We start from the raw sequence: 21,964 nt of genomic DNA on the forward strand, positions 1-21,964 counted from the left end.
TCAGCGGTCGTACACACGGAGCACTTTGGATGGCTGTGGCAAAGACCGAATCCCCATCATCTGGCCTGAGCGACTGGCTGCTCGAACTGGCAATTGGCGTGGTCGTCATCGTGCTGGGCGGCAGTGTCTGGGCCTATAGCCACCTCAGCAACAAAAGCCCCCTGCAGGACAGACCCAAGCCCGCCTGGCTTGCCGTACCCAAAGTCATGGCCCAGATGTCCGACGGTCGCATGGTCGACATCAAGCTCAACCTTCAGTTGAGCAAACAAGGCGATGCCGCCGCGCTGGAACCCCATATGCCGGCCTTCACGGCGCTGATCCAGGCCGCCGGCGTTTCAACCACCCACGAGGACCTGCAGCAACAAGGTGGCGTGGCGCGCTTTGGCCAGTCAATACGCGGCTCGCTCAACGAGTATCTGGAAGAGCAAGACATGCCGGAGCGCATCAAGACCGTCGCATTCGAAGAAATGATGCTCATGCCTTGATGGTGCGTCGAGTGCGAGACAGGTTCAGGCCCAACAGAAGCAGCCCAAGGGCCAGCAGTTCGGTTGAAGTCACGCTGCCCCCCCCACCACCGCCTGATGAAGATGTCGACACCGCGGTTGCCCCGGGCTGCGCCACCACGATCCATTGATCTACGTGCGAAGGCCCCTGGCCATCATCCACCGTCAGGCGAATGTGGAAATACCCAGCCGCAGAAGGTGTCACAACAAGCTCAGGGCTGGTCGCATTCCATCCCGTGCTGCTGACGATGCCGCCGCCATCCAGCAAGGTCCACTGGTAGCTGTTGATCTGGCCCCCATCGCTTGCCGCCAACGACTGCGCCGCGCTGAGTTGAATCGCATGGCCCGCCTGGGGCGTGTCAGTCATCACCGTGATCACCGCGACGGCTGACGAAGCAGCCGCTTGTACGGCGGCTTGCACATCCAGCATGCCAGCGCCACAAGTCAGCGTGGTGCAATAACACTCATCCTGTCTCACACCATTGCTCACGTGGCATCTTGCCGTGCCACTCGGGGCAGGAAAACTTCTCGCTGTGCTCATCAACAAGGACCTGACGGCAGCTGGCGTCAGACTTGGCCGTGTCTCCAGCAGCAACGCGACGGCGCCGCTGACCTGTGGTGCGGCAAAGCTGGTGCCAACCGAGTGCCGCTGAACACTGCCCGGTACATATGTGGAGCCGGAATAGGTCGCCCCCGGTACATCTGGACTGGTTTCGCCTGTATTGCTCGTTGTCAGGATGGGATAGAGGCAAGCGCCATTCAAGTTGACACAATTGCCCCCTGGTGCAGCCACGCTGACTTCTGGGCCAACATCCGCGTATTTGACCTTCGTACCGATGTGACGCACCCCGGTCACGCCAATGACCCCGGCGCAATTGGCGGGCGACATCGCGGCCAGCCCTTCGTTATTGCCCGCCGCTGCCACCACGACCACGCCCTCGCCAGACAACTCAGCCAATACAGCCTTGTAGCTCGCCGGACAGGCGCCCGGGGCACCCAGGCTCATGTTCAACACCTTGGCACGATGGGCCGTGTTGTCGGGGATGCCGTCAACGTGCAAACCAGCTGCCCATCGCATACCTGCCAGGATGTCGGAGTCCCATCCGCCGCATTTGCCCAGCACACGCACGGGCAACAGCATGGCATCGGGCGCCACAGACGCCATACCGATGCCATTGTTCGTTTGAGCGGCGATGATCCCGGAGACCTGTGTGCCGTGCCAACTGCTGAAGTCATTTTCCCCAACGTCAACCGTGCATGGGGAGTCGCTGGGGTTAGCGGCATTGATCAGATCAGCATCGGTTTGGGTGACCCAATCACCCAGATCGGACGCATCATTGTTGCGGCCTCCACTGACGCCAGAGATCGGGGCCAACTGAATCATGTTGTAGCCCGACTGCAGCAGCTTGGCTTGCAGGTCGGGATGATCAAATCGCACACCCGTATCCAGCACGGCCACCGTCACGCCATCACCCGTCGCGCTGCTCCAGGCAGGCTGGGCGTTGATGGCCGAATCAGAAGCGCTGGCGTAAGCACGCAGGTACCACTGCCCTTGAGCGACTACCGCATTGCCAACATTGCCAAACAGCGGATCCGTTGGCGCCTGATTAAACGCCATCGGCTTTCTCATGCGATCTGGAACGGCAAACAGCACATCACTGTCTTTGGACAGCGATGCAGCCAGCGCCTCCGAACTGACACCTCTGGCGGTGGCCACATGCATGTGGTTGCCAATGCCCCGCCCGTCCTGCACAGTCAGCCCCCGACGCGCCCCCAGGCGCCCCATGGGATTCATGACCTGCCCCGAACTCGTTGTTGATTGGGCCAATACCAGAGAGCCTCTCAGCACACTGGCATCGGGCTTGAGCTTGACGATCACGCGCGCGAACTCGGCATCACCGGCATGGGCCAGGACTGTCACGCATGCCAGCGAACCAGCAAACCATTGGCGCCAGCCAAGCCTTGTAATGAACAGCCCCATCGACCTCATCCTTCACCCATTGTTTTCAACCGCTGCAGCGGCATTTTTCGGACAAACCGAGATCAGCGTCACAAAACTGCCTCATTTCGAGGCATACCAGCCTCGACCCCAGGGGGAACCCGGGTTCCCCCAAGTTTGCCAACAAGGTTATCCACAGGATACGGGGATAAGTGCGTGCACCTGCCCCTCGAATCAGCCCTTGCCTCGGCTCCTTGCAAGGGTAATGCGGAAAACTTCCGGACACGGCGCTACAGTCCTGCGGTTACCAAACTTCATCATTGAAAACGCAGGAGAACCCATGAAACGTATTTCGCTGACGACATTGAGCTTGCTGGCCGCGCTGCTGGGCGGGTGCGCCGCACCAACTGGTCACGGCCACCACAGCGCCGGGGGAACTCAGGGCGACGGGCAAGGCATGAAGATGGGGCACATGATGCGCAACATGGCGGTGGCCACTGTCACGCCCACGCAGGGCAACACCGTTCGAGGCATGGTGGTCTTCCATGAAATGAATGAGCACGTGATGGTGCACGCCCACTTCACGGGCCTGTCCCCCAACACGGAACATGGCTTCCACCTGCATGATGTGGGCAACTGCGCCAGTGCCGACGGCACCAGTGCAGGCGGACACTTCAACCCAGGTAAGACCGCGCACGGCCCTCAGGATGCCGAACACCATGCAGGCGACATGCCCTCACTGAAAGCCGATGCCAACGGCGTCATCGATCAGAAGTTCATGCTGCATGGCGTGACGATCAAGCAAGGTGCCAATGCCATCGATGGCCACAGCGTGATCCTGCATGCCAATGCCGACGACTACAAGACGCAGCCAACGGGCAACTCCGGCCCTCGCATTGCCTGTGGCGTGATTGCCGTTCACCCCTGATCAACACGCATCTCGCGCAGCATCGCACCCACTACCAGCACGGCTCATATGGATGAAGCCGGATCCGCAGGCGGTGCTGTGCCCCAACCTTCGGCACTGAAGCGCCGAATACGACGCGGCTTGAGGTACGCCACGGCGCCGGGCTGCAAGATGCCGGAGTCGCGCAAGGCGGCGTACTCGGAACGGGGCAGCTCGACATCGATCTCACCCACACCATCGGCGCGCTTGAACTCCAGGCGCGTATTGGGGCCCACCGTCAAGGTGTGCACGAGGCTCACAGGCAAGCTGCCCTCTTCCGCACGGGCCAGCACCTGGATCTCATGCGGACGCACATAGCTCACGGCATCGGCTGCCGCACCGGCCGAAGACACCACAGCGCCAGGCGCATGGTCACGGCCGTGGAACAGGTTCACGTCACCCAGGAACTGCAACACAAAAGGCGTGGCCGGATGGTCGTAGACCTCGTCAGGCGTGCCTTCCTGCTCGATGCGCCCCTGGTTCATCACCACGATGCGGTCGGCCACTTCCATGGCTTCTTCCTGATCGTGGGTCACGAACACGCTGGTGATGTGCATCTCGTCGTGCAAGCGGCGCAACCAACGGCGCAGCTCCTTGCGAACCTTGGCATCCAGCGCACCGAAAGGCTCGTCCAGCAGCAGCACCTTGGGCTCCACGGCCAGTGCACGCGCCAAGGCGATGCGCTGACGTTGGCCACCGGACAGCTGATGCGGGTAGCGGTCGGCAATCCAGTCCAGCTGAACCAGCTTGAGCAGCTCGGTCACCTTGGCCTTGATCTGGGCATCGGACGGGCGCGTGTCCTTGGGGCGCACACGCAGGCCGAATGCCACGTTCTCAAAAATCGTCATGTGGCCGAACAAGGCGTAGTGCTGGAACACGAAGCCCACCTGACGCTCACGTACGGCCACATGGGTGGCATCTTCACCGTTGAACAACACGGAGCCGCTGTCAGGCGTTTCCAGGCCCGCGATGATGCGCAGCAGCGAGGTCTTGCCCGAGCCCGAAGGGCCCAGCAAGGCCACCAGTTCACCGGAAGGGATATTGAGGTTCAGCTGGTCACACACGGTGACCGAACCGAAACGCTTGACGAGGTTCTTGACTTCAATGCTCATGCGGCAACTCCGACATCCTTGGCCTGGGCCAGCTCGCGCTGCACCTGACGTTCGACAATGTATTTCAGGACCAGGGTGACCAGTGCCAGACTGGCCAGCAAGGATGCCACGGCAAAGGACGCGGCAAACTGGTACTCGTTGTAAAGGATTTCAATGTGCAGGGGCAAGGTGTTGGTCTGCCCACGCACGTGGCCAGACACCACGGACACGGCACCAAACTCCCCCATGGCGCGGGCGTTGCACAGGATCACCCCGTACAGCAGCGCCCATTTCACGTTGGGCAACGTGACCTTCCAGAAGGTCTGGAAGCCCGATGCACCCAGCACGCGTGCGGCTTCTTCCTGCTCCTGGCCCTGGGCCTGCATCAGGGGAATCAACTCACGGGCCACAAAGGGAAAGGTCACGAAGATGGTGGCCAGCACGATGCCTGGCACGGCGAAGATCACCTTCAGATCGTGGTCACGCAACCATTCACCGAACCAGCCCTGCAAACCAAACACCAGCACGTAGATCAGGCCGGCAATGACGGGCGACACCGAGAACGGCAGGTCAATCAGCGTGAGCAGCACACTCTTGCCACGGAAATCAAACTTGGCAATGGCCCAAGCTGCCGAGACACCGAACACCAGATTCAAGGGCACGGAGATGACCGCCCCAATCAGGGTCAGCTTGATGGCTGACACGGCGTCCGGCTCGGTCACGGCGGCCAGATAGACGTCTGCCCCCTTTTTGAACGCTTCAAAGAACACCGATACCAGCGGTACAAACAGGAAGATCGTCAGGAACACCAGGGCGATGCTGATCAGCACCCAGCGTACCCACACCGGCTCCTTGGTGGCGCCAACCACATTGGGCGGCGCGATGGTGTGGGCATTTGAAATCACAGTGGCACTCATGGTTGAAACCTGCTTTCCCGATCACTTGCCCTGACGCTTGCGCGCCCAGGCCTGCAATGCATTGATGGCCAGCAGCAGCACAAAGGACATCACCAGCATCACGACAGCAATGGCCGTGGCACCGGCGTAGTCGTACTGTTCCAGCTTGGTGATGATCAGCAGCGGCGTGATCTCGGAGATCATGGGCATGTTGCCCGCGATGAAGATGATGGAGCCGTACTCACCCAGCGCTCGGGCGAAGGCCAGCGCAAAGCCGGTCAGCAAAGCCGGAGTGAGAATGGGCAGGATGACCTTGTAGAAGGTCTGCAGACGGCTGGCACCCAGGGTCGCTGCGGCCTCTTCCAACTCGGAGGCCATGTCTTCCAGAATGGGCTGCACCGTGCGCACCACAAATGGCAAGCCGATGAAAGTCATGGCCACGAACACACCCACCGGCGTGAAGGCCACCTTGATGCCCAGAGGCTCCAGATACTGGCCGATCCAGCCATTGCCGGCGTACAGCCCGGTCAAGGTGATGCCGGCCACAGCAGTGGGCAACGCAAACGGCAAATCAACCAACGCATCAACAATGCGACGCCCGAAGAAGTCATAGCGCACCAGCACCCAGGCCACCAGCAGGCCGAAAACACCGTTGATGATGGCCGCCAGGAACGATGCACCAAAGGTCAGCTTGTAGGAAGCCACCACCCGCGGGGACGTCACAACCTCCACGAACTCGGCCCATGTCAGTTCCGTGGTACGCAAAAAGGCGGCGCTCAAGGGGATCAAGACGATCAGACACAGGTAGGTCAACGTCAGCCCCATGGCCAGATCGAAGCCCGGCAGCACCGAGCGTCGACGTAACAACAAGGATGAAAAGAGCATACGTGGAGGCCATCAACTTCAAGACCTCCGATGCTAATGACGCGGGCCAGAAAGGCGAACGACGCTTTCTGCAACTGCTTATGCGGAAAACGCAGATGCTGTCGTGCTCCGGCATAGTTGCCTGAGTGCGTCAACTACGGCATATGAATACCGTCAAACGGAACATTCTCCGCTCAATCAGGGGAATGACCGGACCAGTTGAATGAACGAGACTCCGCCCCTCAATTATTAAAAAAGGTGGATCTCATCATGAAACTTTTGCCTCTTGTTTCTGCGCTCGTCGCACTCGGCACAACCAATGTTCATGCAGGCAATGCCACGCTGACCCATGATCGCGCCGCATTCGAGGCTGCGCTGGTTGGCCCCTTCACGGTCGAAACCTTCGGCGATGGTTACAGCTTCCCGATTTCAACGGGCGTGCTCAACAGCACCACGGAACTGGTGCCCGCCTATGGCGAGCCGATTCACGCTGGCGACATCCAAGCCGGTGCCACCTACTCCACTCCTGTTGGTGACAGCTATTTCCTGAACATTGACACAGGTGGTGGCTTCTCTGGTGGCTTTCTGGACGGGTTCTACGGCACCTATGCTGGCCGCCAACTGACCGTGAAGTTCGATCAGCCCGTGAATTCATTTGGCTTTGACACCAACTACCTGGGTGGCAGCCAGCAAGTGACACTGAGCTTCACCGATCACACCACACAGACGTTCATGACCTCAACCACGGAGATGCGCTTCTTCGGCTTCTCGGGCTCGGCCATTGACAGCGTGACGATTGGCAACACGAAAGACACCCGCGGCTTCGCCTTTGCCCTGGACAACGTGACCTTCGGGCAGACCACGGCCGTGCCGGAGCCCGAGAGCCTGGCCTTGACGCTGGGGGGCTTGTTGATGACGGCCACGCTGCTGCGCCGCCGCCGTCAAGGCTGATCATCAGCCAAACGCTTTGCGCCACAGCGCCGCGTAAGTGTCGCTGTTGAGTTCGCCGGAGGCGGGCAAACCTGCGCTCAACTGGAACGCACGCAGGGCATCACGGGTTCTCCGGCCCAGGATGCCATCGATCTTGCCTGGCGCGTGGCCCAGCAACAGCAGGGCCGCCTGCGCTGCACGCATTTCCAGATCGGGCAACGAACCACCCGCAAAGCGCGCGTACTGTACCTGCAGCTTGATGTCGTATTGGTTCTTCGCAAACGTCGCGCCGTTGTAAAGCCGGGCAAAGCGCGCCCAGTCCTTGTTGCGCAAAGCCTTGTCGAGCCCTCTGCTCACCATGAAGCGTGCAACGGCCATGACCTGTGCATCTTCATCCTGCACCATGGCCTCCACCATCTGCCGGGCAGAGGCATAACCTGCGGCCTGGTGATTGAAGCCCATGACCTGACCAATGCCCCAAGACGCAGACTTGAGGGCGGGCTCTTCGCCCAGGCCCGCATCCTGGCTCAGCTTGAGGGCACGCTCCAGCTTGTCGTACTGACTGGCCAGCGTGCCATAGCCGCCCTGGCTGCCCGACAGATCGGGATGAGACTTGTTGAAGCGCCCGGCCGTGAACTCGCGAAACTTGTGGCGCTCGAACAGGATCTCCGGGCGCCGATCCGGCCGAAAGCCGAACCCCTGCGTCACGCCGGACGTCTCAACCTCGAACACACACCACAAGGCGGCGGCCTCACCAGCGCCGAGATGCAGCACATCCAGCGCGGCGGCGAGCCCCTGGCGACTCAGTGGAATGCCCTTGGCAGCAAATTGCATACGTCATCCTCCATGCGAACCAGTCTGGTCATTGAATGATCTCCGACCAGTCTAGAACCTTTGATGACAGGCGGGATGACGCCGCGCAATCAAACAAGCAGTGACACCCTCGCTGGCACGTACTTGTGCCACGGCGTGCCCGCCAGGAAGTCGCGTTGCGTACAGTCGGTCAACTCGTTGGGGGCCACGCCCTTGCGAACCACCTGGCCATCACGTTGCTGGTAGTCCAGGCCCAGGCCGTTGGGCAAGGAGATGTTGCCAGGCTGCATCATGTCGGTGAGCTCGACAGGCACCTCGACCGTCGCGCGGCGTGTGCTCAGGCGCACCACATCGCCATCGTGGCAGCCAATGGTTTGCGCATCCTGCGGGTTGATGCGCAAGGTGCCGTACGAGCCGCGCTTGTGCCAGGCGGTATCACGCACGGCGGTGTTGCTGGTCTCGGCCCGGCGCTCGCCTGCGGCCAGGATGAAGGGGTAATCCGGATCCTGTTTCGGCTGCTCGTGCTTGAGCTTGTCCAACTCCGGCAGCAACTCAGGGATATGCAGGTTGATGCGATGCCCGGGGTGCCCCACAGCCAGCCAGCTGTCTTCATGATCGGCCTCCGCGTAGACCACGCCTGATCGGCCCTTGAGCAAGGCCTGGAACAAGCGCTCTGCCGCAAAGATCGGGAAACCGCCAAAGCCCGCCTTGGCCGCCACCTTGCGGTTGCCCTGGATGTACAACTGCGCCACGCCCCACAAGGCGGCAGCCGAAGCCATGCCTTTGGGCAGTTGCTCGCCCAAGGAGCGGTACAAGATCACCGCGGCGTACTTCATCACCTTGGGCTTGCGCAGGCTTTGCGCCAGGAAGGTCAAGGCAAAGGCGGTGCGGCCCAGCTTCAAGGCACGGCGCAAGGGGGCGTAATCCTTCTCACCCAGCTCACCCATGGCCTCAACCAGGCGCGCATAGATCTCGGCCTCGGGCAAGGTGCCAGGCAGGGGCTCGAACAAAGGCTGGCGAAGGTGAAAGACGTTGCGCGGGAACTCCAGGTTGAAGAACGTGGCCTCGGCCTTTTCGAACTGGCTGCTGGCAGGCAACACGTAATCCGCCTGGCGCGCCGTTTCCGTCATGGCAACGTCTACCACAACGGACACCTCCAAGGCACGCAAGGCTTCACGCATGCGTTGGCTGTCTGCCAGCGAGTGCACCGGGTTGCCGCTCTGAATCAGCATGGCGCGGTAACGCTTGGGGTGATCGGTCAGTATCTCTTCGGGGATCACATTGCAGGGGATCAGGCCGATGATGATCTTGGCATTGGCCACTGGGCTGCGCCGCTCCACGCGCTTGGCCGAATTCGCCCCCACCGATGACTCACCCTTGCTCGCCTTCGACAAGGACAGCAAAGGCACCGGGGCATTGCTGGTACCTGCGCGGCCATAGTGGCCCGTGAGCACCCAGATCAGGCGTTGCAAGTAGCTCCCCAGGGTGGAGTGCACGTTCATCTGCAGGCCGAGGTCTTCCAGGATCGACACGCTCTTTGCCTTGGCGATGCAGCGCGCCACGTCTCGCAGAAGCACCTCGTCCACCCCACAGACCTTGGCGTGCTGCGCCACGTCGATGGCCATCAAACCAGGCAAGACGGCATCCAGCCCACCCGTGTGCTGCGCGACCCAGTCCTTCGCCCACAGGCCCTCCTGCGCGATGATGCCCAGCAAGGCCGCCAGGCACCAGGCATCGGTGCCAGGCTTGATGGCCACGTGGTAATCGGCCATCGCAGCGGTTTCGCTGCGCCGTGGGTCGATCACGATCATCTTGCGGTTCGGATCCTTCTGGATCTCCTTGAGCACCACGCGGGCCCGCGCGAAGCCGTGCGAATGCCAGGGGTTTTTGCCGATGAAGACCGCCACCTCGCAGTGCTCGAAGTCACCATGCACGCCCGTGCCCAGCATCTTGCCCTGCACCCAGAACTCGCCCGTCTTTTCCTGCGCCAGCGCGTTGGAACGGTACTGGTTGCCCACGGCCTTCAGGAAGCTGTCGGCATAGGCACCGCCGAGGTGATTGCCCTGGCCGCCACCACCGTAGTAGAGGATGCTCTCGCCGCCGTGCCTGGTCTTGATGTCCTTGAACTTGCGGGCGATCTCGCTGATGGCTGTGTCCCAGTTGATGGCCTCATAGCTGCCATCAGGCTTGCGGCGCATGGGCGAGGTCAGGCGGTCCGCGCCGTTCTGATAGAAGTCCATGCGCTGCGACTTCTCGCAGATATAACCCCGCGAGACCGGGTGATCATCATCGCCCCGGATCTTGATGATGTGCCGGCCGCCCTCGCCGCCGGCTTGCACTTCCAGCCCGCAGTTGATGCTGCACAGGATGCAGGCGGTTTTCTTCCACTCGGTGTTCGTGTCTGTCATGGCGCGCCCCTTCGGTGATGCCCAGCGTTACTCGGCGGCATTATAGGTTCCAAAAAGGAACTAATGTGTATCAAGGCAGGACAAGGCAGCCCGGCTCACCTGGGGCTCAGACCGTGCGCGTGCGCTGTCGAGGTTTGGCCGCCTTGGGCGACTCGGCTGCAGCGCTCGTCTTCTTGCGCAGGGGCTTGGCAGGCGTTCGGGTGTTGTCGCTGGCCAAGTCGCCGATCGTGGCCGTCAGCCCGGGGCCCGGCAGCGGCGTGACCTGGTTGGCCGTCAAGGGCTCGTGACATTCGGAACACACCATCACCGGGCGCATGACATGGCCGCATGTACGGTGTTGGTACAGCAGAGGTGGGCCCATGCCCTTGTCCATCCAGTCATCACCCCAGTTGGCCAGCGCCATCAGCACCGGATGCAGGGCCTTGCCCTTGTCCGTGAGCACGTATTCATGCCGCACAGGGGCCTGCTGATAAGGCATGCGCTCAAAGATGCCCTCTTCCACCAGGCGCTTGAGCCGGCTGGCCAGCAGGTGCCTTGTCATGCCCAGGCTGGACTGGAAATCATCAAAGCGGCGCATGCGCATGAAGGCATTGCGCAGGATGAGCATCGTCCAGCGGTCACCGATGACGGACAAGGTGCGCGCCACCGAGCACGGCATATCGCTGACGTCATTCCATTTCATGGCTAGTTGATCAGATTCCAGTTGGGCATGAAACAAGTGTACCGGTCGCACTGTCCGCTGCGCCAGTCAAGCGGTGGAGGTAACTCATGCGATTCAGTCGGGCACTTGTGGGGCGCAGGACGGCACAGGCATGGCGCCGTAGCATGGACAGGCTGGACTGATGGCGTGTATCAGTGTCGGCGCCCTTCGCCAACTCATCCACACCTTGATCGGGCCGCCGATGACCTCAGAGACTCCCTTCGCCAAGAACAAAGTCATTCTTTGCCACTTCGACAGCTACAGCACGGCCCTGGTGTTTGCGCGCTGGCCAGACAGAAGTTTGCTGTTGCCTGGGCCGCTTCCTGCCGACGCACACAGCATGGCAGCGTTGGAGCAGGCTGACCCAGCGTATGGCGCCGATCTGGTCAAACAGGCTGCTATCGCCCAATACGGCTTGAATCCGGATGAACTGGTCTACGTGGACGACTTCAACCAGTGGGTGCAGACCGAGGATGGTCCCGTGCGGGTTCATCTGCTGCGCTTCACTACCTTCGAAGCGCCCGCATCGGCCCTGGCCGCTCATGAAGCTGTGTTCAAACCCATCAGCGAGCTCCGAGGCAGCGCGCCGGTAGAGTTGGGTCTGGTCCGCGAAGTGTTCAACCTCATCATGGGCGGTGGCGGGCGTTGAGGCCCTGTTGCGCACAGGCAGGTGTTCGCCGAGCTCCTCCCAGCTTTGCCAATCCACCCGAGGCATGAGCTGAGCTGTGGCCCACGAGGTGTTAAGGCCTCAGCACCGCTTTGAACAAGGCCTTTTGCTGCTCGCCGGTGAGCACCGCCCCGTTGGCGCGCACCTGATCGAGCAAGAGCCCATCCACGATGACCAGCAAGCGAGGCGCGAGGCTGGCCGCCTGCGACACGCCAGCCTTGCTTAGCGCCGCCTCGGTCGCCGCCAGAAAACGCTGGCGTTGCTGCGTCACGATGTCGGCCAGTTCCGGCTCACGAGAGGCCACCAGGAACAACTCGAAGCGGGCCACCAGACGCGCCCGTTTGGCCGGCGACAACCAATCTGCCACGCGCGCCACCAGCAGGTCGATGAAGTCATCGAGCCCCCAGTCGGGCCTGGCCATCAGGGGCGCGTCGGCCTGCAGATCAGCCAGATCCAGCGCGGCGTGCCGCAACAGGGCCAGGGTCAGCAACTCGTGCCGGGTGCGGCAATAAAAGGAGGTGGAGCCCAGCGGCAAGCCGGCCTCGGCGTCCACTGCGCGATGCGTGAGGCCCTTGGCGCCTGCACTGCCCAGCAAGGCAATAGCGGCATCGGCAATCAGGGTTTTGCGGTCTTTGTCCATCTGAGGCCAGTCTACCCAGGGTTTTCGATCTGGTCGGGCCCCGCTCTACAAATGTAGATTTCGCACAACTCTACATTTGTAGATAAACCAAGGAGCCCACCGTGTCTCATCCTCATCGCCTGTTCAGATCCCTTCGCCTTCTGGGCGTGAGCGCCCCCAGCTTGCTGGCCATCGGCGGCGCCGCCCTGCTGCAACCCGCCTGCTTGATCGCTGGCATGACGGTCACCACCGCCCATGCACAAAGCATCAATGCCTCGGCACAGTTCGTGGTCAAGGGCGTGCGCCCCGAGGCCTTCAGCTGGTTCTGGGACAACGCCGACCAGGCCATGCTCACCGCGGCCAACAGCGAGAACAAATCCTTCTGCTGGCTGCAGGCCCCTTCCAGCCCGCAGCACCTGGGTTACTCGGCCGGTGCGAGCTACCGCGCCCTGGCAACCTTCGGGCTGGGCGTGCACACGGTCGATGTCAGCTACCTGGATCCCGACACCATGCGTGGCCGCGTGGCCTCCGACAACTACCTGGGCAGCAAGCCCTACAGCTTTCTGGCTCAGAGCGTGTCGGTCGATGGCAGGCCGCCCTTCACGGTGCTGATCCAGTACAACCCCGTGGGCAGCACCTTCGGCGACAGCCAGTTCGTGATCCAGGCCACGGCTGCGGCCGATCCCCTGCTGGCGCAGGCCTATGTCAACCACCTGCGCAAAACCTTGACCGGCCTGCAGCCCACCTTGATGGACGCGCTCAACGAGCGCTACTTCAATGCCGTCCTCAAGAAGCGCGGCTACTACAGCATCGGCCAGGTGGACAAGAAGCTCAACGTCAAGCTCACCATCGTGCAGGAGATCAAGGGCATCGAGCCACAGATGCTGGCCTGGTGGTGGGACCACATCGGCAACACGGCCCGCTATCGCCTGTGGCAACCGGTGGACCATGTCTCGTTCGAGTGGACCATCCCGCCCAACAGCCCCGACCTGATGTACGACATCGGCGCGGTGCAAAAGGCCAAGGAGTACATCGGCAAGACTGCCTTGACGCTCAACATCACCGGCGCAGACCCGAAGGTCACGCCACCGCCCGTGGCTCTGACCGACCCGGGCTACTTCTATGCCAGCACCAACCTGACGCTGCTGGCCAGCATCCTGCCCAACAACTCGCTGACGCACCAATGGCGCCCCAATGCCACGGGTGACGGCGTGGTGCTCACCAGCACCTTCGTCAACACCGCGCTGGCGCTGGTCATCAACCCCACCTTCTTTGATGACCTGGGCTCGCACGCCTTGCGAGAGTTCCAGATGCTGCCCTACTTCCTGCCGCGTCTGTACAAGCGGGAATACCTCAACCAGTGAGGCCCTGGGGGCAGCAACGGCGCTGTCACCAAGTCCCTCTTTCTGTCGCGATTCTCCATTGCCTGCGCGAACATGCCGTTACAAACTGCAGGGTACGTTTGTCAAACAGCTCAAGGAGACACCTGGATGAAAAGAGCATTGGTCACAGGCGGCAGCGCCGGCATCGGCAAGGAAACAGTCCGGCATCTGGCCGCACAGGGCTATGAAGTCATCATCGCGGCGAGGGACAAGGCCAAGGGCGATGCCCTGGTGCAGCAGATCAAGCGCGAGACCACTGGCGCCCAGGTCGAGTTCATGCAGGTGGACCTGGCCAGCTTCCCCGATGTCATCCGCTTTGCACAGCGCATCAAGGAGCGTGGCCACCCCATCGATGCCCTGATCCTCAACGCCGGCCTGTTCACGCCCAAGCTGCATACCAATGCGGCCGGTTATGAGTTCATGTTCGCGGCCACCCATCTGGGTCACTTCCTGTTGACCCACCATCTGCTCCCACAGGTCAAGGCCAGCCGCAACGGCCGCATCGTGGTCACCAGTTCAGTGGCGCACTTCTTCGGTGGTGATTTCAATTTCGACACGCTGCGTGAGCCCTCCAGCAGCACGGCCTTGATGTTCATGCCCTTCCTGTCATACGGGCGCTCGAAGCTGGCCAACCTGCTGTTCGTGAGGGAACTGGCGCACCGGCTGCGCAACAGCAATGTGCTGGTCAACGCCTTCCACCCCGGACCGGTCAAATCGGAGATCTGGCGCAGCACGCCCGGCTTGTTCAATGCCTTGATCGGCCCCACACTCATCTCGGAGGCCAAGGGCGCGGAAACCCAGATCTACCTGGCCACCGCCCCCGGCCTGCATCAAAGCGGGCAATACTGGTTCAAGAAGGCCGTCCAGCGTGGCAGCCCAGCCAGCCGCGATGAAGGCCTGGCACTGGAGCTGTGGCACTACAGCGAACGTGCACTGGGCATCGAGCGCTTTGGCGAACAAGACAGTGAGACCCGGGTGTTTGACCTTGCGCAGCAGTGCGCCTGAAGCGCGCGAGGTGCACGCCGGCGCTCAGGCCGTCACAGGCTGAGGCGCTGGCGTCAACGACAACTTCCGATAGGCTCTGGGCGCCACACCCGTCCAGAGCTTGAAGGCACGCGTGAAGCTGTTGCGATCGGTGAAGCCCAGCTCTTCGCTCAAGGCATCGATATCGACCTGGCCACCTTTGAGGCGTTGCACGGCCAGCTCGTAACGGCAGCGCGTCTGGATATCGCCATACACCTGCCCCTCCTCCTTGAGGCGGCGCTGCAAGGTACGCGGGTGCAGCTTCATCAGCTCGGCCACATTCTGGATGCCCTGCCCCATGAGCCTGGGGTCGCGCCGGAAGTGGTATTCGATCTGCGCCGTCAGACGCTTGCCAGGCGCGCTGGGCAGCTTCTGCTCGATCACCTGCTGCAACTGCTTGTGCAGATCAGGCACCCCACCGGGCAGACGCACGTCCAGCAGCGACGAACGGATCCACACGGCATTGCGCGCCTGATGAACCAGGATGGGTGCGCCAAACTGCATCTCGCACAAGGCACGCACGGGCCCGGGGTCATGCTCCAGGTCAATGCGTGTGGCCAGGGACTGATCGCCCATGAGCATGCGCGCGAACTTGCCCAGGCAGGCCAGGATCAACTCCACAAAGTACCCTGCGGCCTTGGGCGGGTCATCCGGCCGCCGGCCCAGTTCGATGACCACAGCCGTACCTTGTGGGCCTTCCTCCATATGCAGGCGGATGTCGGTCAACAATTGCGACACCCATTGCAAGGCCTTCATCGCATCACGCAAGGTGGGACTGGTGGCCAGATAGGTTTCGATCGCGGGCACCGTGTCAAACGCGAAAGACTGGCCCACCAGCAAAGGGAAGTGATGCGAGGGCGCGGTACGGCACACGCACTGCAGCATCACATTGACAATGCCCTTGCGGCTGATGTGATGGGTACCGTGCTGATCCAGATGCAGGCCAGCCTCCATCAAGAGCGGGTTGATGTTGAGCTGGCACCAGGACGCGGCGCGCACCCAGGCATTCAGCCCAGGGAAAGGAACGATGTCGTCAACGGGTGGGTTGTTGGCCATGCTTCCTGTCGATGGATTGCTTGAGGCGAATCAATTCCGACAGATTGGAAGCGATACATCGCGACACGACAAGGAGATGTCGCGACTGGAGGATGCATTTGGCGACATCGGTGCGCCACTGACGCCTTTGGTGGCGCAAGAAGTAAAAAGCACCTGGCTTTGGTGGCCAAGTGCTGAATGGGGTTGGTAGGCCGTGTTGGACTTGAACCAACGACCAAAGGATTATGAGGCGGCTCCAAGCCCACTTGCGAACCCGATTAACAAGGGCTACGCGACACACGCAGAGGAGAACTTGGAGTCCCTAGCCTCACCAAAACGCGCTTGGGAACGTAGCCTAGCTACGTAACAGCTACGCCGCTTCAATTTACACCTGACGCGATGACTCAAAGTGAATAGCTGGCACCATCTACGTCGAATCCGACCGATGACACCAGTGTAAGAGCGCCTGAAAACGCGTTCGGACCACCAAAGAACGGTCCATCAGGCTCACTGTGCAGAAAGAATGCCCCCTGAAGCACGCCACAGTGGATACAGACATTGCCCCAACTTGTCTCTCCAGCCATTCTTGAGAACGTTGGTTTGAAGTTTGTTGCCGTCTGCGCAACCACCGCAGTCACCTCCGCTGGAATGGCGTCCGGACTCAAGTCATAAACAAAGGTCGTTGCCTCCAACTTGAATGGCTCCTCTCCGTCTACGAATTCCTCGACATCGGTTGCGACCAGAGCATGCACCGGCGTTACTGCATGGCATTTCCAGCATTCAGTTTCGGCGGAAGCTAACTTAATCGGCCCATGCAAACGAACAAACTCAGTTTCTTCATTCATAAACAAATCTCACCCGTCAATTTTTCTCACCCCAGATATTGCAAAAATATCTCACCCCTTTATTCCAGTATTGCAGTATGGATGTACCATTTGCGCATTGGAAACACTTCCGTTACCCCCACTACTCTTCTTCTTGATGTGATCATAAGAAACAGACTTAGCAGGATGCAGGTAGCCCTGACATATATTGCACTTCAATGCAGAACCCAATGCATTTTGAACAAAAACAAGCGACTTAGTATCATCAGAAAAATTAATTGACGCCTGCGCCGAATTCACACTCAACACTCGCCCTCTCAAGCCCAGAATACCAATTGCTTCCTCAATTGTTGGCATAGCCCCTTTTGAACCAGACTCGACCAGCAAACCGAACAAATCCTTCATCTTTGGAACCCGCTGAGCCTTACTTAAGTTTTGCAGAACAAAACCAATTAGAGATTTATTCTCAACCAAAAACTCCTCAAACAGCTTGCGCGATTTTGTGAATTTCTTAAAAAATCCATCATCATTATTTCTTAGTGCCTGAACAATAAGCGCAATCATTCCCAAAAACAAGAATCTATTGTACTTACCTCGTTCATTATAAAAATATATGACAGGGTGCAACCCAAGACTCCCAGGCGAGTTGCCAGTCACTCTATTCAGGACCTCTAAAGAGCGCACAAGTACGTCAATGGTGCTTTTGCCATCCAAGTCGTCAGAGTATCTCTCAATCGACATTGGAACCTGCTCACGACTTGCGGAGATTGTCAGAAAATCAATAAGCAAAGAAAGTGCGTCTACTGGCGAAACAGCTCCGCCAAACGGCACATCAAGAGTCTTTAATGGTAGCGTTGCCTCTGGCTCAAACAAAAGTTCATAGAATTTCCCAGCCAAACTCTCAACCTTGTTTCTATTTCTTTCTGAAAAAGCAGACCAGTATTTATGTCCTGTACCTGATCTAAGGATAGCTCTCGCAGCAATAGCAATCGGTTTACGCCTATTCTTGATCAACATTTCCTCAGTATCATCCAGGGGCGTCCCCTGAGAGTTGATCTTAAAAAATGACGTTTCCGCCACGTCGGCATTGCCTTGAATCCACTGAAGGTTTAATGCGCGAGTAACCAGCCTGTTTGCCCTTCGCTTTATTTGCGGATCATCGATATTTTTTACATCAACGATACCGCGCAAGTTCGCATAACGCCCGACCTTTTGCTCAATCAGTGTTCGAGCTCTTTTCGCAACACGCTTTTGGTCATCGGAAATTTCACCTCTATAAAATGCCGCTGACGCTGGCCCGTCACCATAGTCATCAAGAACCCAAGACCGCAGCGCACTTAACCGATGGCCACCATCAATAACAAATATGTACGTTGGTGACTTCCACAATATTAAAGAAGGGATAACTTCGTTATCCAAAAAACTTGCAATAAACGTTGCAACTTGCTCCGGGGACCATTGATTTGTTTCACGCTGAAAATCTGGCTTTCTCAATAGTTTTAATATGGGAGAATCGGACAACAGGTTAGCAATAGGAAAGTCACCGAAAAGATCTAGTACGAACTCCTCCTCCTCAACTGAGAAGTCTTCTCTAGGAATCATTGCATCTAGTGTTACTCTTTGAGCCATAACTCTCTCAGTTGGTTGTTCTTCGCAGTATCCTACCTGCGCTTCGCATAATCTAGCGGGCAGGGGCACGGGGCGGGCCTTACGCCACGTCAAAACGACAGTCTCACCATGTTGGAGACCTAGCCCGCGGCAGGTGTCGCGCCTCACCACATCGGCGCCCGCGTCATCAAGACAAGCAGTGTCCGAACACACCCCGTTGACACGATCAAAACTCCAGAACTAAACTGACCGCGAGACGTGACCACCAGCGAAAACACGTCTGCCTACCAGTTGGGATGCTTCATTTAGGCCGTAGTTGCCACCATCCATAGCGCCCCCCGGATAGCACTCCTTCGCACTCATCGCCCATCAATCAACTTGACGGGCGGCAGGTGCGTTTGGCCTCCCTTCTTGCCTACCTCCTTCCGCTCGTCGTCGTAGCGAAGGAGTTTCCATGTCCGCATTTGATGACCGCCCTGGTGGCGGCAAAGCGTGTGGCGGTAGTGACGGCGACCGGGGATGCGCGGAGCGCGCACCGGGCGGCGGCGCTGGCGCCTCCCCCCGTACAGTAACTACGGGGGGAAAGATTCGAGGCACGACCGACAACGCCCCGAAAGTCCTCAACGGTATTGATCCCGATACGGGTGAAAAGGTCGAGATCTACGCGTCCGGCAAGCACGGCCCAGAAGCTGTGCGCCTGATGGGTTCTAGACCTGAGTCCTCGCCCAAGCTGGCGCTTGTCGATGCGCTGGCTGTCTCCCTCACCCCGCCCACGGAATACCTGCCTGAGTTGTGGGTGTCAGATCAACTGCGCCAGTTCATGCCCATCAACTCGCTGCAAGAGCGCAAGGGCTACTCAGGCTTCAAGCATTCCGCATCATGGGACAACGGCTCTGGCTTGATCGCCTGGGGTGGCAAGAGCCAACGTGGCCGCATGTACGTGAGCATCCAGGGCCAAGGCTGCGCCACAGTTCAAGACTGGGCAGGCCTGGCCCACTGGCTTGAACAGCGCATGGCCACGATCAAGCGTGTTGACCTGGCGCACGATGATTTCGCAGGCGAAATCACCGACATCACATGGGCTGTCGAGCAATACAAAGCTGGCGGCTTCAATGCTGGCGGGCGTCAACCGGTTCACAACGTCTTTGGCGATTGGCTCTCAGGCGATGAGGCCACCGAGGGCCGCACCTTTGGCGTAGGCCGTCGAGCCAATGGCAAGTTCTGCCGTGTGTACGAAAAGGGCAAGCAGCAAGGCGACCCGCAAAGCGGCTGGGTGCGTGTTGAGGTGGAGTGGCGCGCTGAGCGGCGATACATCCCCTATGACGTGCTGACCAGGCCTGGCATCTACCTGGCTGGGGCCTACCCCTGCATGCACATCCTGTCGACCGAGCAGGAGCGCATACGCACCACGGCGAACGCTGCAACCATTACCTTTGAATCGGCCATGGAAAACGCCAGGCTTCAGGCTGGCAAGCTCATCAACTTGATGATGCACGTCTATGGCGGGGACTATGCCGAGGTCGTGGAGCGACTCAGGCGGGATGGCATGCCCGCGCGCCTGGAGGCCTTTGGTCACACCCTGGTGAAGTCACCGGAACTGCTGGATAGCAGCTTGCCGGGCAGCTTCGCCAGCATGTGCCACACCGACGACAAGTCGGGCCCATCAACCCAGTAAGGAGTGCAGTCATGGCACGGACACTCAACCTGGTTGATGCTGCGCAGCTTTTGCAAGTCCACCCTAAGACGTTGCAGAAGTGGGCGCGTAGTGGCTTAGTACCGGCATGCAAGGTTGGCAAGGCCTGGCTGTTTCTGGAGCATTTGCTGATCAAGCACTTGGTGTCAGAATCGCTGGCGCGTGTGTCCGTAGCCGACTCACTGGAGAAATCCAAATGTCGATTTACAGACGCAAAGACTCACCTTGCTGGTGGGTCAAACTCCCGCCCATCAAGGGTGAATCGCGACCTTTACAGCAGAGCACTGGGACTTCCGATCGACGGCAAGCGCAGCAGGTCCATGACCGGCTCAAAGCCGCCCGATGGGAGCAAGAACGGCTCGGCGTGAAGCCGCAACACACTTGGGAAGAAGCGGTAGTGCGGTGGCTCTTGGAAACGAGGCACAAGGCCACGCACGAACATGACAAGGCAAAGCTTCGTTGGCTTGATCAGTACCTAGGAGGTAAGTACCTTGAAGACATTGACCGGACGTTGATCGACCGGATCAAGTTCGACCGAGAGAGGATGTGTTCTCCTGCAACCGCTAACCGCTACTTGGCATTGGTGCGTGCGATTCTCAAGCGCGCCTGTGATGAGTGGGAGTGGCTGGAGCGCGTCCCGAAGTTCAAGCTGTTTCGTGAGGCTGAAGGCCGCGTGCGTTCACTGAACCCACTGGAGTTTCAAGCCCTGCTGAGAGAGCTACCGCCCCACCTGGCAGACATGGCGATCTTCGCTGTAGCTACCGGGCTGAGGCAGGCGAACGTGCGGGACATGCAATGGCAATACGTGGACATTGAACGGCAACACGCCTGGGTGCCTGGCAGCCAACACAAAAACGGCAAGCCTCACTCGGTACCGCTCAATGACATGGCATTGGCAGTGCTCACGCGCCAGCTCGGTAAGCACCCCACGCAGGTGTTCACGTTTCGGGGGCAACCCATTGCGAACGTCAACACCAAGGCATGGACGGGCGCGCTGAAGCGTGCGGGGATTGAAGACTTCCGCTGGCACGATCTGCGGCACACGTTTGCGACGTGGCACCGCCAGGCCGGGACACCAACCCATGAGCTACAAAGGCTCGGGGGCTGGAAAACTGGCGCGATGGTGGAGCGCTACGCACACGTAGCTCCGGAGACCTTGCAGGCGGCAGCCGGTCGGCTCGATGCGTTCGGTAGCTACGTTACGGCTACGCCGAAAGAGAAAGGACCTAGCCCTATGAGCTAAGTCCTTGATTTATTGGTAGGCCGTGTTGGACTTGAACCAACGACCAAAGGATTATGAGTCCTCTGCTCTAACCAACTGAGCTAACGGCCCCCTGAGATAAGCCCGCCATTGTAGGACAAGGCTCGGGCGTCGCCGCCACACACCACGCTCAAGGCACGCGCTTGAGGCCCAGGCCGTCAAACGTGGAGGTCGTGACCCAATCCAGTATCTGGGCATCCGTGTACTGCCCGGAATCCTTGAGCATGGACACAACGGGATCGCACGCTCGCGCAAACAGGGTGTAGAGCACCATCTCCGCAGGTAGCTCGGGGTTGAGTTCCCCGCGGGTCTGCGCCTGTGTCACCCAGATGCTCAGCTTGTTGCTCAGATTCAGAAGGCGGTCTGTGTAATCGTCATTGCCTTGCAGCGATGACGTGAGCGATGAGTCCCGAGACGGGAGGGACGGCATCTCCCCGGCCAGCAAGCTGCTCATGGCCCAGCGGGCCACCGCCTTGAGCTGGTCGATCGCGCGTGTTTCGGGCTTTTCACGCAAACCGTCGACAAACGCCAGCGCGCGATCCAGCGCACGCACCATGGCTGCACCTGCCAACTCTTCCTTGGACGAAAAGTGCTTGTATAGGCTGGCCTTGGCCACGCCCGCTTCTGCCGCAACTTCGTCCACCGTCATGGCGTCATAGCCCTTGGTCGCCAACAGTCGGTTGACCGCCTCGACGATCGCATCCTCGCGAATGCGCTGAATTTGTTCTTTGTATGAGAGACGAGCCATGCCACGATTGTAGG

General features: G+C 59.7%; 20 protein-coding genes, 1 tRNA gene and 1 pseudogene. 9 read left to right on the forward strand and 13 right to left on the reverse strand.

Annotation, left to right across the window (positions count from 1 at the left end; translation table 11 throughout):
* Positions 1-29: 29 nt before the first annotated feature.
* The gene (fliL, locus tag HY836_RS02415; protein ID WP_290673218.1) at positions 30-485 is read left to right on the forward strand and encodes a flagellar basal body-associated protein FliL; all 456 of its coding nucleotides are present in this window, start codon (positions 30-32) and stop codon (positions 483-485) included.
* Here fliL and HY836_RS02420 read toward each other — a convergent pair.
* The gene (locus tag HY836_RS02420; protein WP_290673219.1) at positions 475-2,484 is read right to left on the reverse strand and encodes a S8 family serine peptidase; all 2,010 of its coding nucleotides are present in this window, start codon (positions 2,482-2,484) and stop codon (positions 475-477) included. The genes fliL and HY836_RS02420 overlap by 11 nt on opposite strands.
* Positions 2,485-2,782: 298 nt before the next feature.
* Between HY836_RS02420 and HY836_RS02425 the strand changes: the two genes are divergently transcribed.
* Positions 2,783-3,370 (forward strand): superoxide dismutase family protein, encoded by a 588-nt coding sequence (locus HY836_RS02425; protein WP_290673220.1) that lies wholly within the window; start codon positions 2,783-2,785, stop codon positions 3,368-3,370.
* 44 nt (positions 3,371-3,414) lie between these two features.
* Here the strand turns inward: HY836_RS02425 and HY836_RS02430 are convergent, their stop codons facing one another.
* Genes HY836_RS02430 through cysT form a run of 3 tightly spaced genes read right to left on the reverse strand, consistent with a single transcriptional unit; the run spans position 3,415 to position 6,260 of the window.
* A complete protein-coding gene (locus tag HY836_RS02430; protein ID WP_290673221.1) occupies positions 3,415-4,500 on the reverse strand; it encodes a sulfate/molybdate ABC transporter ATP-binding protein in 1,086 nt (361 codons plus the stop codon).
* Positions 4,497-5,396 (reverse strand): sulfate ABC transporter permease subunit CysW, encoded by a 900-nt coding sequence (gene cysW, locus HY836_RS02435; RefSeq protein WP_290673222.1) that lies wholly within the window; start codon positions 5,394-5,396, stop codon positions 4,497-4,499. Before cysW ends, HY836_RS02430 begins: the two co-directional genes overlap by 4 nt.
* A 21-nt stretch (positions 5,397-5,417) precedes the next feature.
* Positions 5,418-6,260 carry a sulfate ABC transporter permease subunit CysT gene (gene cysT, locus HY836_RS02440; RefSeq protein WP_290673224.1) on the reverse strand — a complete coding sequence of 281 codons (843 nt, stop codon included), beginning with the start codon at positions 6,258-6,260 and terminating at the stop codon, positions 5,418-5,420.
* Between the two features lie 249 nt (positions 6,261-6,509).
* On the opposite strand from cysT, the gene HY836_RS02445 reads away from it, so the two are divergent.
* Positions 6,510-7,190, forward strand: a complete 681-nt coding sequence (locus HY836_RS02445) for a PEP-CTERM sorting domain-containing protein (RefSeq protein WP_290673226.1) — start codon at positions 6,510-6,512, stop codon at positions 7,188-7,190.
* Between the two features lie 3 nt (positions 7,191-7,193).
* On the opposite strand, the gene HY836_RS02450 is transcribed toward HY836_RS02445, so the two are convergent.
* The 3 genes and pseudogenes from HY836_RS02450 to HY836_RS02460 all read right to left on the reverse strand — a co-directional run.
* The gene (locus HY836_RS02450; RefSeq protein WP_290673228.1) at positions 7,194-8,003 is read right to left on the reverse strand and encodes an N-acetylmuramidase domain-containing protein; all 810 of its coding nucleotides are present in this window, start codon (positions 8,001-8,003) and stop codon (positions 7,194-7,196) included.
* Positions 8,004-8,092: 89 nt separating this feature from the next.
* Complete coding sequence (locus tag HY836_RS02455; protein WP_290673229.1) at positions 8,093-10,390, reverse strand: molybdopterin oxidoreductase family protein; 2,298 nt, start codon at positions 10,388-10,390, stop codon at positions 8,093-8,095.
* Between the two features lie 232 nt (positions 10,391-10,622).
* Positions 10,623-11,072, reverse strand: a pseudogene (locus tag HY836_RS02460) (winged helix-turn-helix transcriptional regulator); the annotation flags it as partial.
* Positions 11,073-11,292: 220 nt separating this feature from the next.
* Between HY836_RS02460 and HY836_RS02465 the strand changes: the two are divergent.
* Entirely contained in the window at positions 11,293-11,739 is a 447-nt protein-coding gene (locus HY836_RS02465; protein ID WP_290673230.1) for a hypothetical protein, read from the forward strand.
* Positions 11,740-11,830: 91 nt separating this feature from the next.
* Here HY836_RS02465 and HY836_RS02470 read toward each other — a convergent pair whose 3' ends face one another.
* Positions 11,831-12,397 carry a hypothetical protein gene (locus HY836_RS02470; RefSeq protein WP_290673232.1) on the reverse strand — a complete coding sequence of 189 codons (567 nt, stop codon included), beginning with the start codon at positions 12,395-12,397 and terminating at the stop codon, positions 11,831-11,833.
* Positions 12,398-12,498: 101 nt separating this feature from the next.
* On the opposite strand from HY836_RS02470, the gene HY836_RS02475 reads away from it, so the two are divergent.
* Together HY836_RS02475 and HY836_RS02480 are read left to right on the forward strand one after the other, a co-directional pair.
* Complete coding sequence (locus HY836_RS02475) at positions 12,499-13,740, forward strand: hypothetical protein (protein ID WP_290673233.1); 1,242 nt, start codon at positions 12,499-12,501, stop codon at positions 13,738-13,740.
* Positions 13,741-13,866: 126 nt separating this feature from the next.
* A complete protein-coding gene (locus HY836_RS02480; RefSeq protein ID WP_290673235.1) occupies positions 13,867-14,763 on the forward strand; it encodes an SDR family oxidoreductase in 897 nt (298 codons plus the stop codon).
* Between the two features lie 24 nt (positions 14,764-14,787).
* On the opposite strand, the gene HY836_RS02485 is transcribed toward HY836_RS02480, so the two are convergent.
* From HY836_RS02485 to HY836_RS02495, 3 genes are all read right to left on the reverse strand, one after another.
* Entirely contained in the window at positions 14,788-15,837 is a 1,050-nt protein-coding gene (locus HY836_RS02485) for an AraC family transcriptional regulator (protein ID WP_290673237.1), read from the reverse strand.
* 383 nt (positions 15,838-16,220) lie between these two features.
* A complete protein-coding gene (locus tag HY836_RS02490) occupies positions 16,221-16,661 on the reverse strand; it encodes a hypothetical protein (RefSeq protein ID WP_290673239.1) in 441 nt (146 codons plus the stop codon).
* 51 nt (positions 16,662-16,712) lie between these two features.
* A complete protein-coding gene (locus HY836_RS02495; RefSeq protein WP_290673241.1) occupies positions 16,713-18,269 on the reverse strand; it encodes a DUF262 domain-containing protein in 1,557 nt (518 codons plus the stop codon).
* A 433-nt stretch (positions 18,270-18,702) separates the two neighbouring features.
* Here HY836_RS02495 and HY836_RS02500 point away from each other — a divergent pair, with 433 nt between their 5' ends.
* From HY836_RS02500 to HY836_RS02510, 3 genes are read left to right on the forward strand one after another with little or no spacing between them, the layout of a single operon-like run.
* Complete coding sequence (locus HY836_RS02500; RefSeq protein ID WP_290673242.1) at positions 18,703-19,923, forward strand: replication initiation factor domain-containing protein; 1,221 nt, start codon at positions 18,703-18,705, stop codon at positions 19,921-19,923.
* An 11-nt stretch (positions 19,924-19,934) separates the two neighbouring features.
* Entirely contained in the window at positions 19,935-20,309 is a 375-nt protein-coding gene (locus tag HY836_RS02505) for a helix-turn-helix domain-containing protein (protein WP_290673244.1), read from the forward strand.
* Complete coding sequence (locus HY836_RS02510) at positions 20,306-21,184, forward strand: site-specific integrase (RefSeq protein ID WP_290673246.1); 879 nt, start codon at positions 20,306-20,308, stop codon at positions 21,182-21,184. Before HY836_RS02505 ends, HY836_RS02510 begins: the two co-directional genes overlap by 4 nt.
* A 13-nt stretch (positions 21,185-21,197) precedes the next feature.
* On the opposite strand, the gene HY836_RS02515 is transcribed toward HY836_RS02510, so the two are convergent.
* Both HY836_RS02515 and HY836_RS02520 read right to left on the reverse strand, forming a co-directional pair.
* A tRNA-Ile gene (locus HY836_RS02515) sits at positions 21,198-21,274 on the reverse strand.
* 58 nt (positions 21,275-21,332) lie between these two features.
* Positions 21,333-21,950 carry a TetR/AcrR family transcriptional regulator gene (locus tag HY836_RS02520; protein WP_290673248.1) on the reverse strand — a complete coding sequence of 206 codons (618 nt, stop codon included), beginning with the start codon at positions 21,948-21,950 and terminating at the stop codon, positions 21,333-21,335.
* Positions 21,951-21,964 lie beyond the last annotated feature (14 nt).

This window comes from Aquabacterium sp., assembly GCF_016234775.1.
In the GTDB taxonomy this organism is placed as follows: domain Bacteria; phylum Pseudomonadota; class Gammaproteobacteria; order Burkholderiales; family Burkholderiaceae_C; genus Aquabacterium.

Coding starts and splice junctions, on each gene's coding strand:
- fliL (WP_290673218.1), top strand. CDS start 30: ATGGCTGTGGCAAAGACCGAATCCCCATCATCTGGCCTGAGCGACTGG.
- HY836_RS02420 (WP_290673219.1), bottom strand. CDS start 2,484: ATGGGGCTGTTCATTACAAGGCTTGGCTGGCGCCAATGGTTTGCTGGT.
- HY836_RS02425 (WP_290673220.1), top strand. CDS start 2,783: ATGAAACGTATTTCGCTGACGACATTGAGCTTGCTGGCCGCGCTGCTG.
- HY836_RS02430 (WP_290673221.1), bottom strand. CDS start 4,500: ATGAGCATTGAAGTCAAGAACCTCGTCAAGCGTTTCGGTTCGGTCACC.
- cysW (WP_290673222.1), bottom strand. CDS start 5,396: ATGAGTGCCACTGTGATTTCAAATGCCCACACCATCGCGCCGCCCAAT.
- cysT (WP_290673224.1), bottom strand. CDS start 6,260: ATGCTCTTTTCATCCTTGTTGTTACGTCGACGCTCGGTGCTGCCGGGC.
- HY836_RS02445 (WP_290673226.1), top strand. CDS start 6,510: ATGAAACTTTTGCCTCTTGTTTCTGCGCTCGTCGCACTCGGCACAACC.
- HY836_RS02450 (WP_290673228.1), bottom strand. CDS start 8,003: ATGCAATTTGCTGCCAAGGGCATTCCACTGAGTCGCCAGGGGCTCGCC.
- HY836_RS02455 (WP_290673229.1), bottom strand. CDS start 10,390: ATGACAGACACGAACACCGAGTGGAAGAAAACCGCCTGCATCCTGTGC.
- HY836_RS02465 (WP_290673230.1), top strand. CDS start 11,293: ATGACCTCAGAGACTCCCTTCGCCAAGAACAAAGTCATTCTTTGCCAC.
- HY836_RS02470 (WP_290673232.1), bottom strand. CDS start 12,397: ATGGACAAAGACCGCAAAACCCTGATTGCCGATGCCGCTATTGCCTTG.
- HY836_RS02480 (WP_290673235.1), top strand. CDS start 13,867: ATGAAAAGAGCATTGGTCACAGGCGGCAGCGCCGGCATCGGCAAGGAA.
- HY836_RS02485 (WP_290673237.1), bottom strand. CDS start 15,837: ATGGCCAACAACCCACCCGTTGACGACATCGTTCCTTTCCCTGGGCTG.
- HY836_RS02490 (WP_290673239.1), bottom strand. CDS start 16,661: ATGAATGAAGAAACTGAGTTTGTTCGTTTGCATGGGCCGATTAAGTTA.
- HY836_RS02495 (WP_290673241.1), bottom strand. CDS start 18,269: ATGGCTCAAAGAGTAACACTAGATGCAATGATTCCTAGAGAAGACTTC.
- HY836_RS02500 (WP_290673242.1), top strand. CDS start 18,703: ATGTCCGCATTTGATGACCGCCCTGGTGGCGGCAAAGCGTGTGGCGGT.
- HY836_RS02505 (WP_290673244.1), top strand. CDS start 19,935: ATGGCACGGACACTCAACCTGGTTGATGCTGCGCAGCTTTTGCAAGTC.
- HY836_RS02520 (WP_290673248.1), bottom strand. CDS start 21,950: ATGGCTCGTCTCTCATACAAAGAACAAATTCAGCGCATTCGCGAGGAT.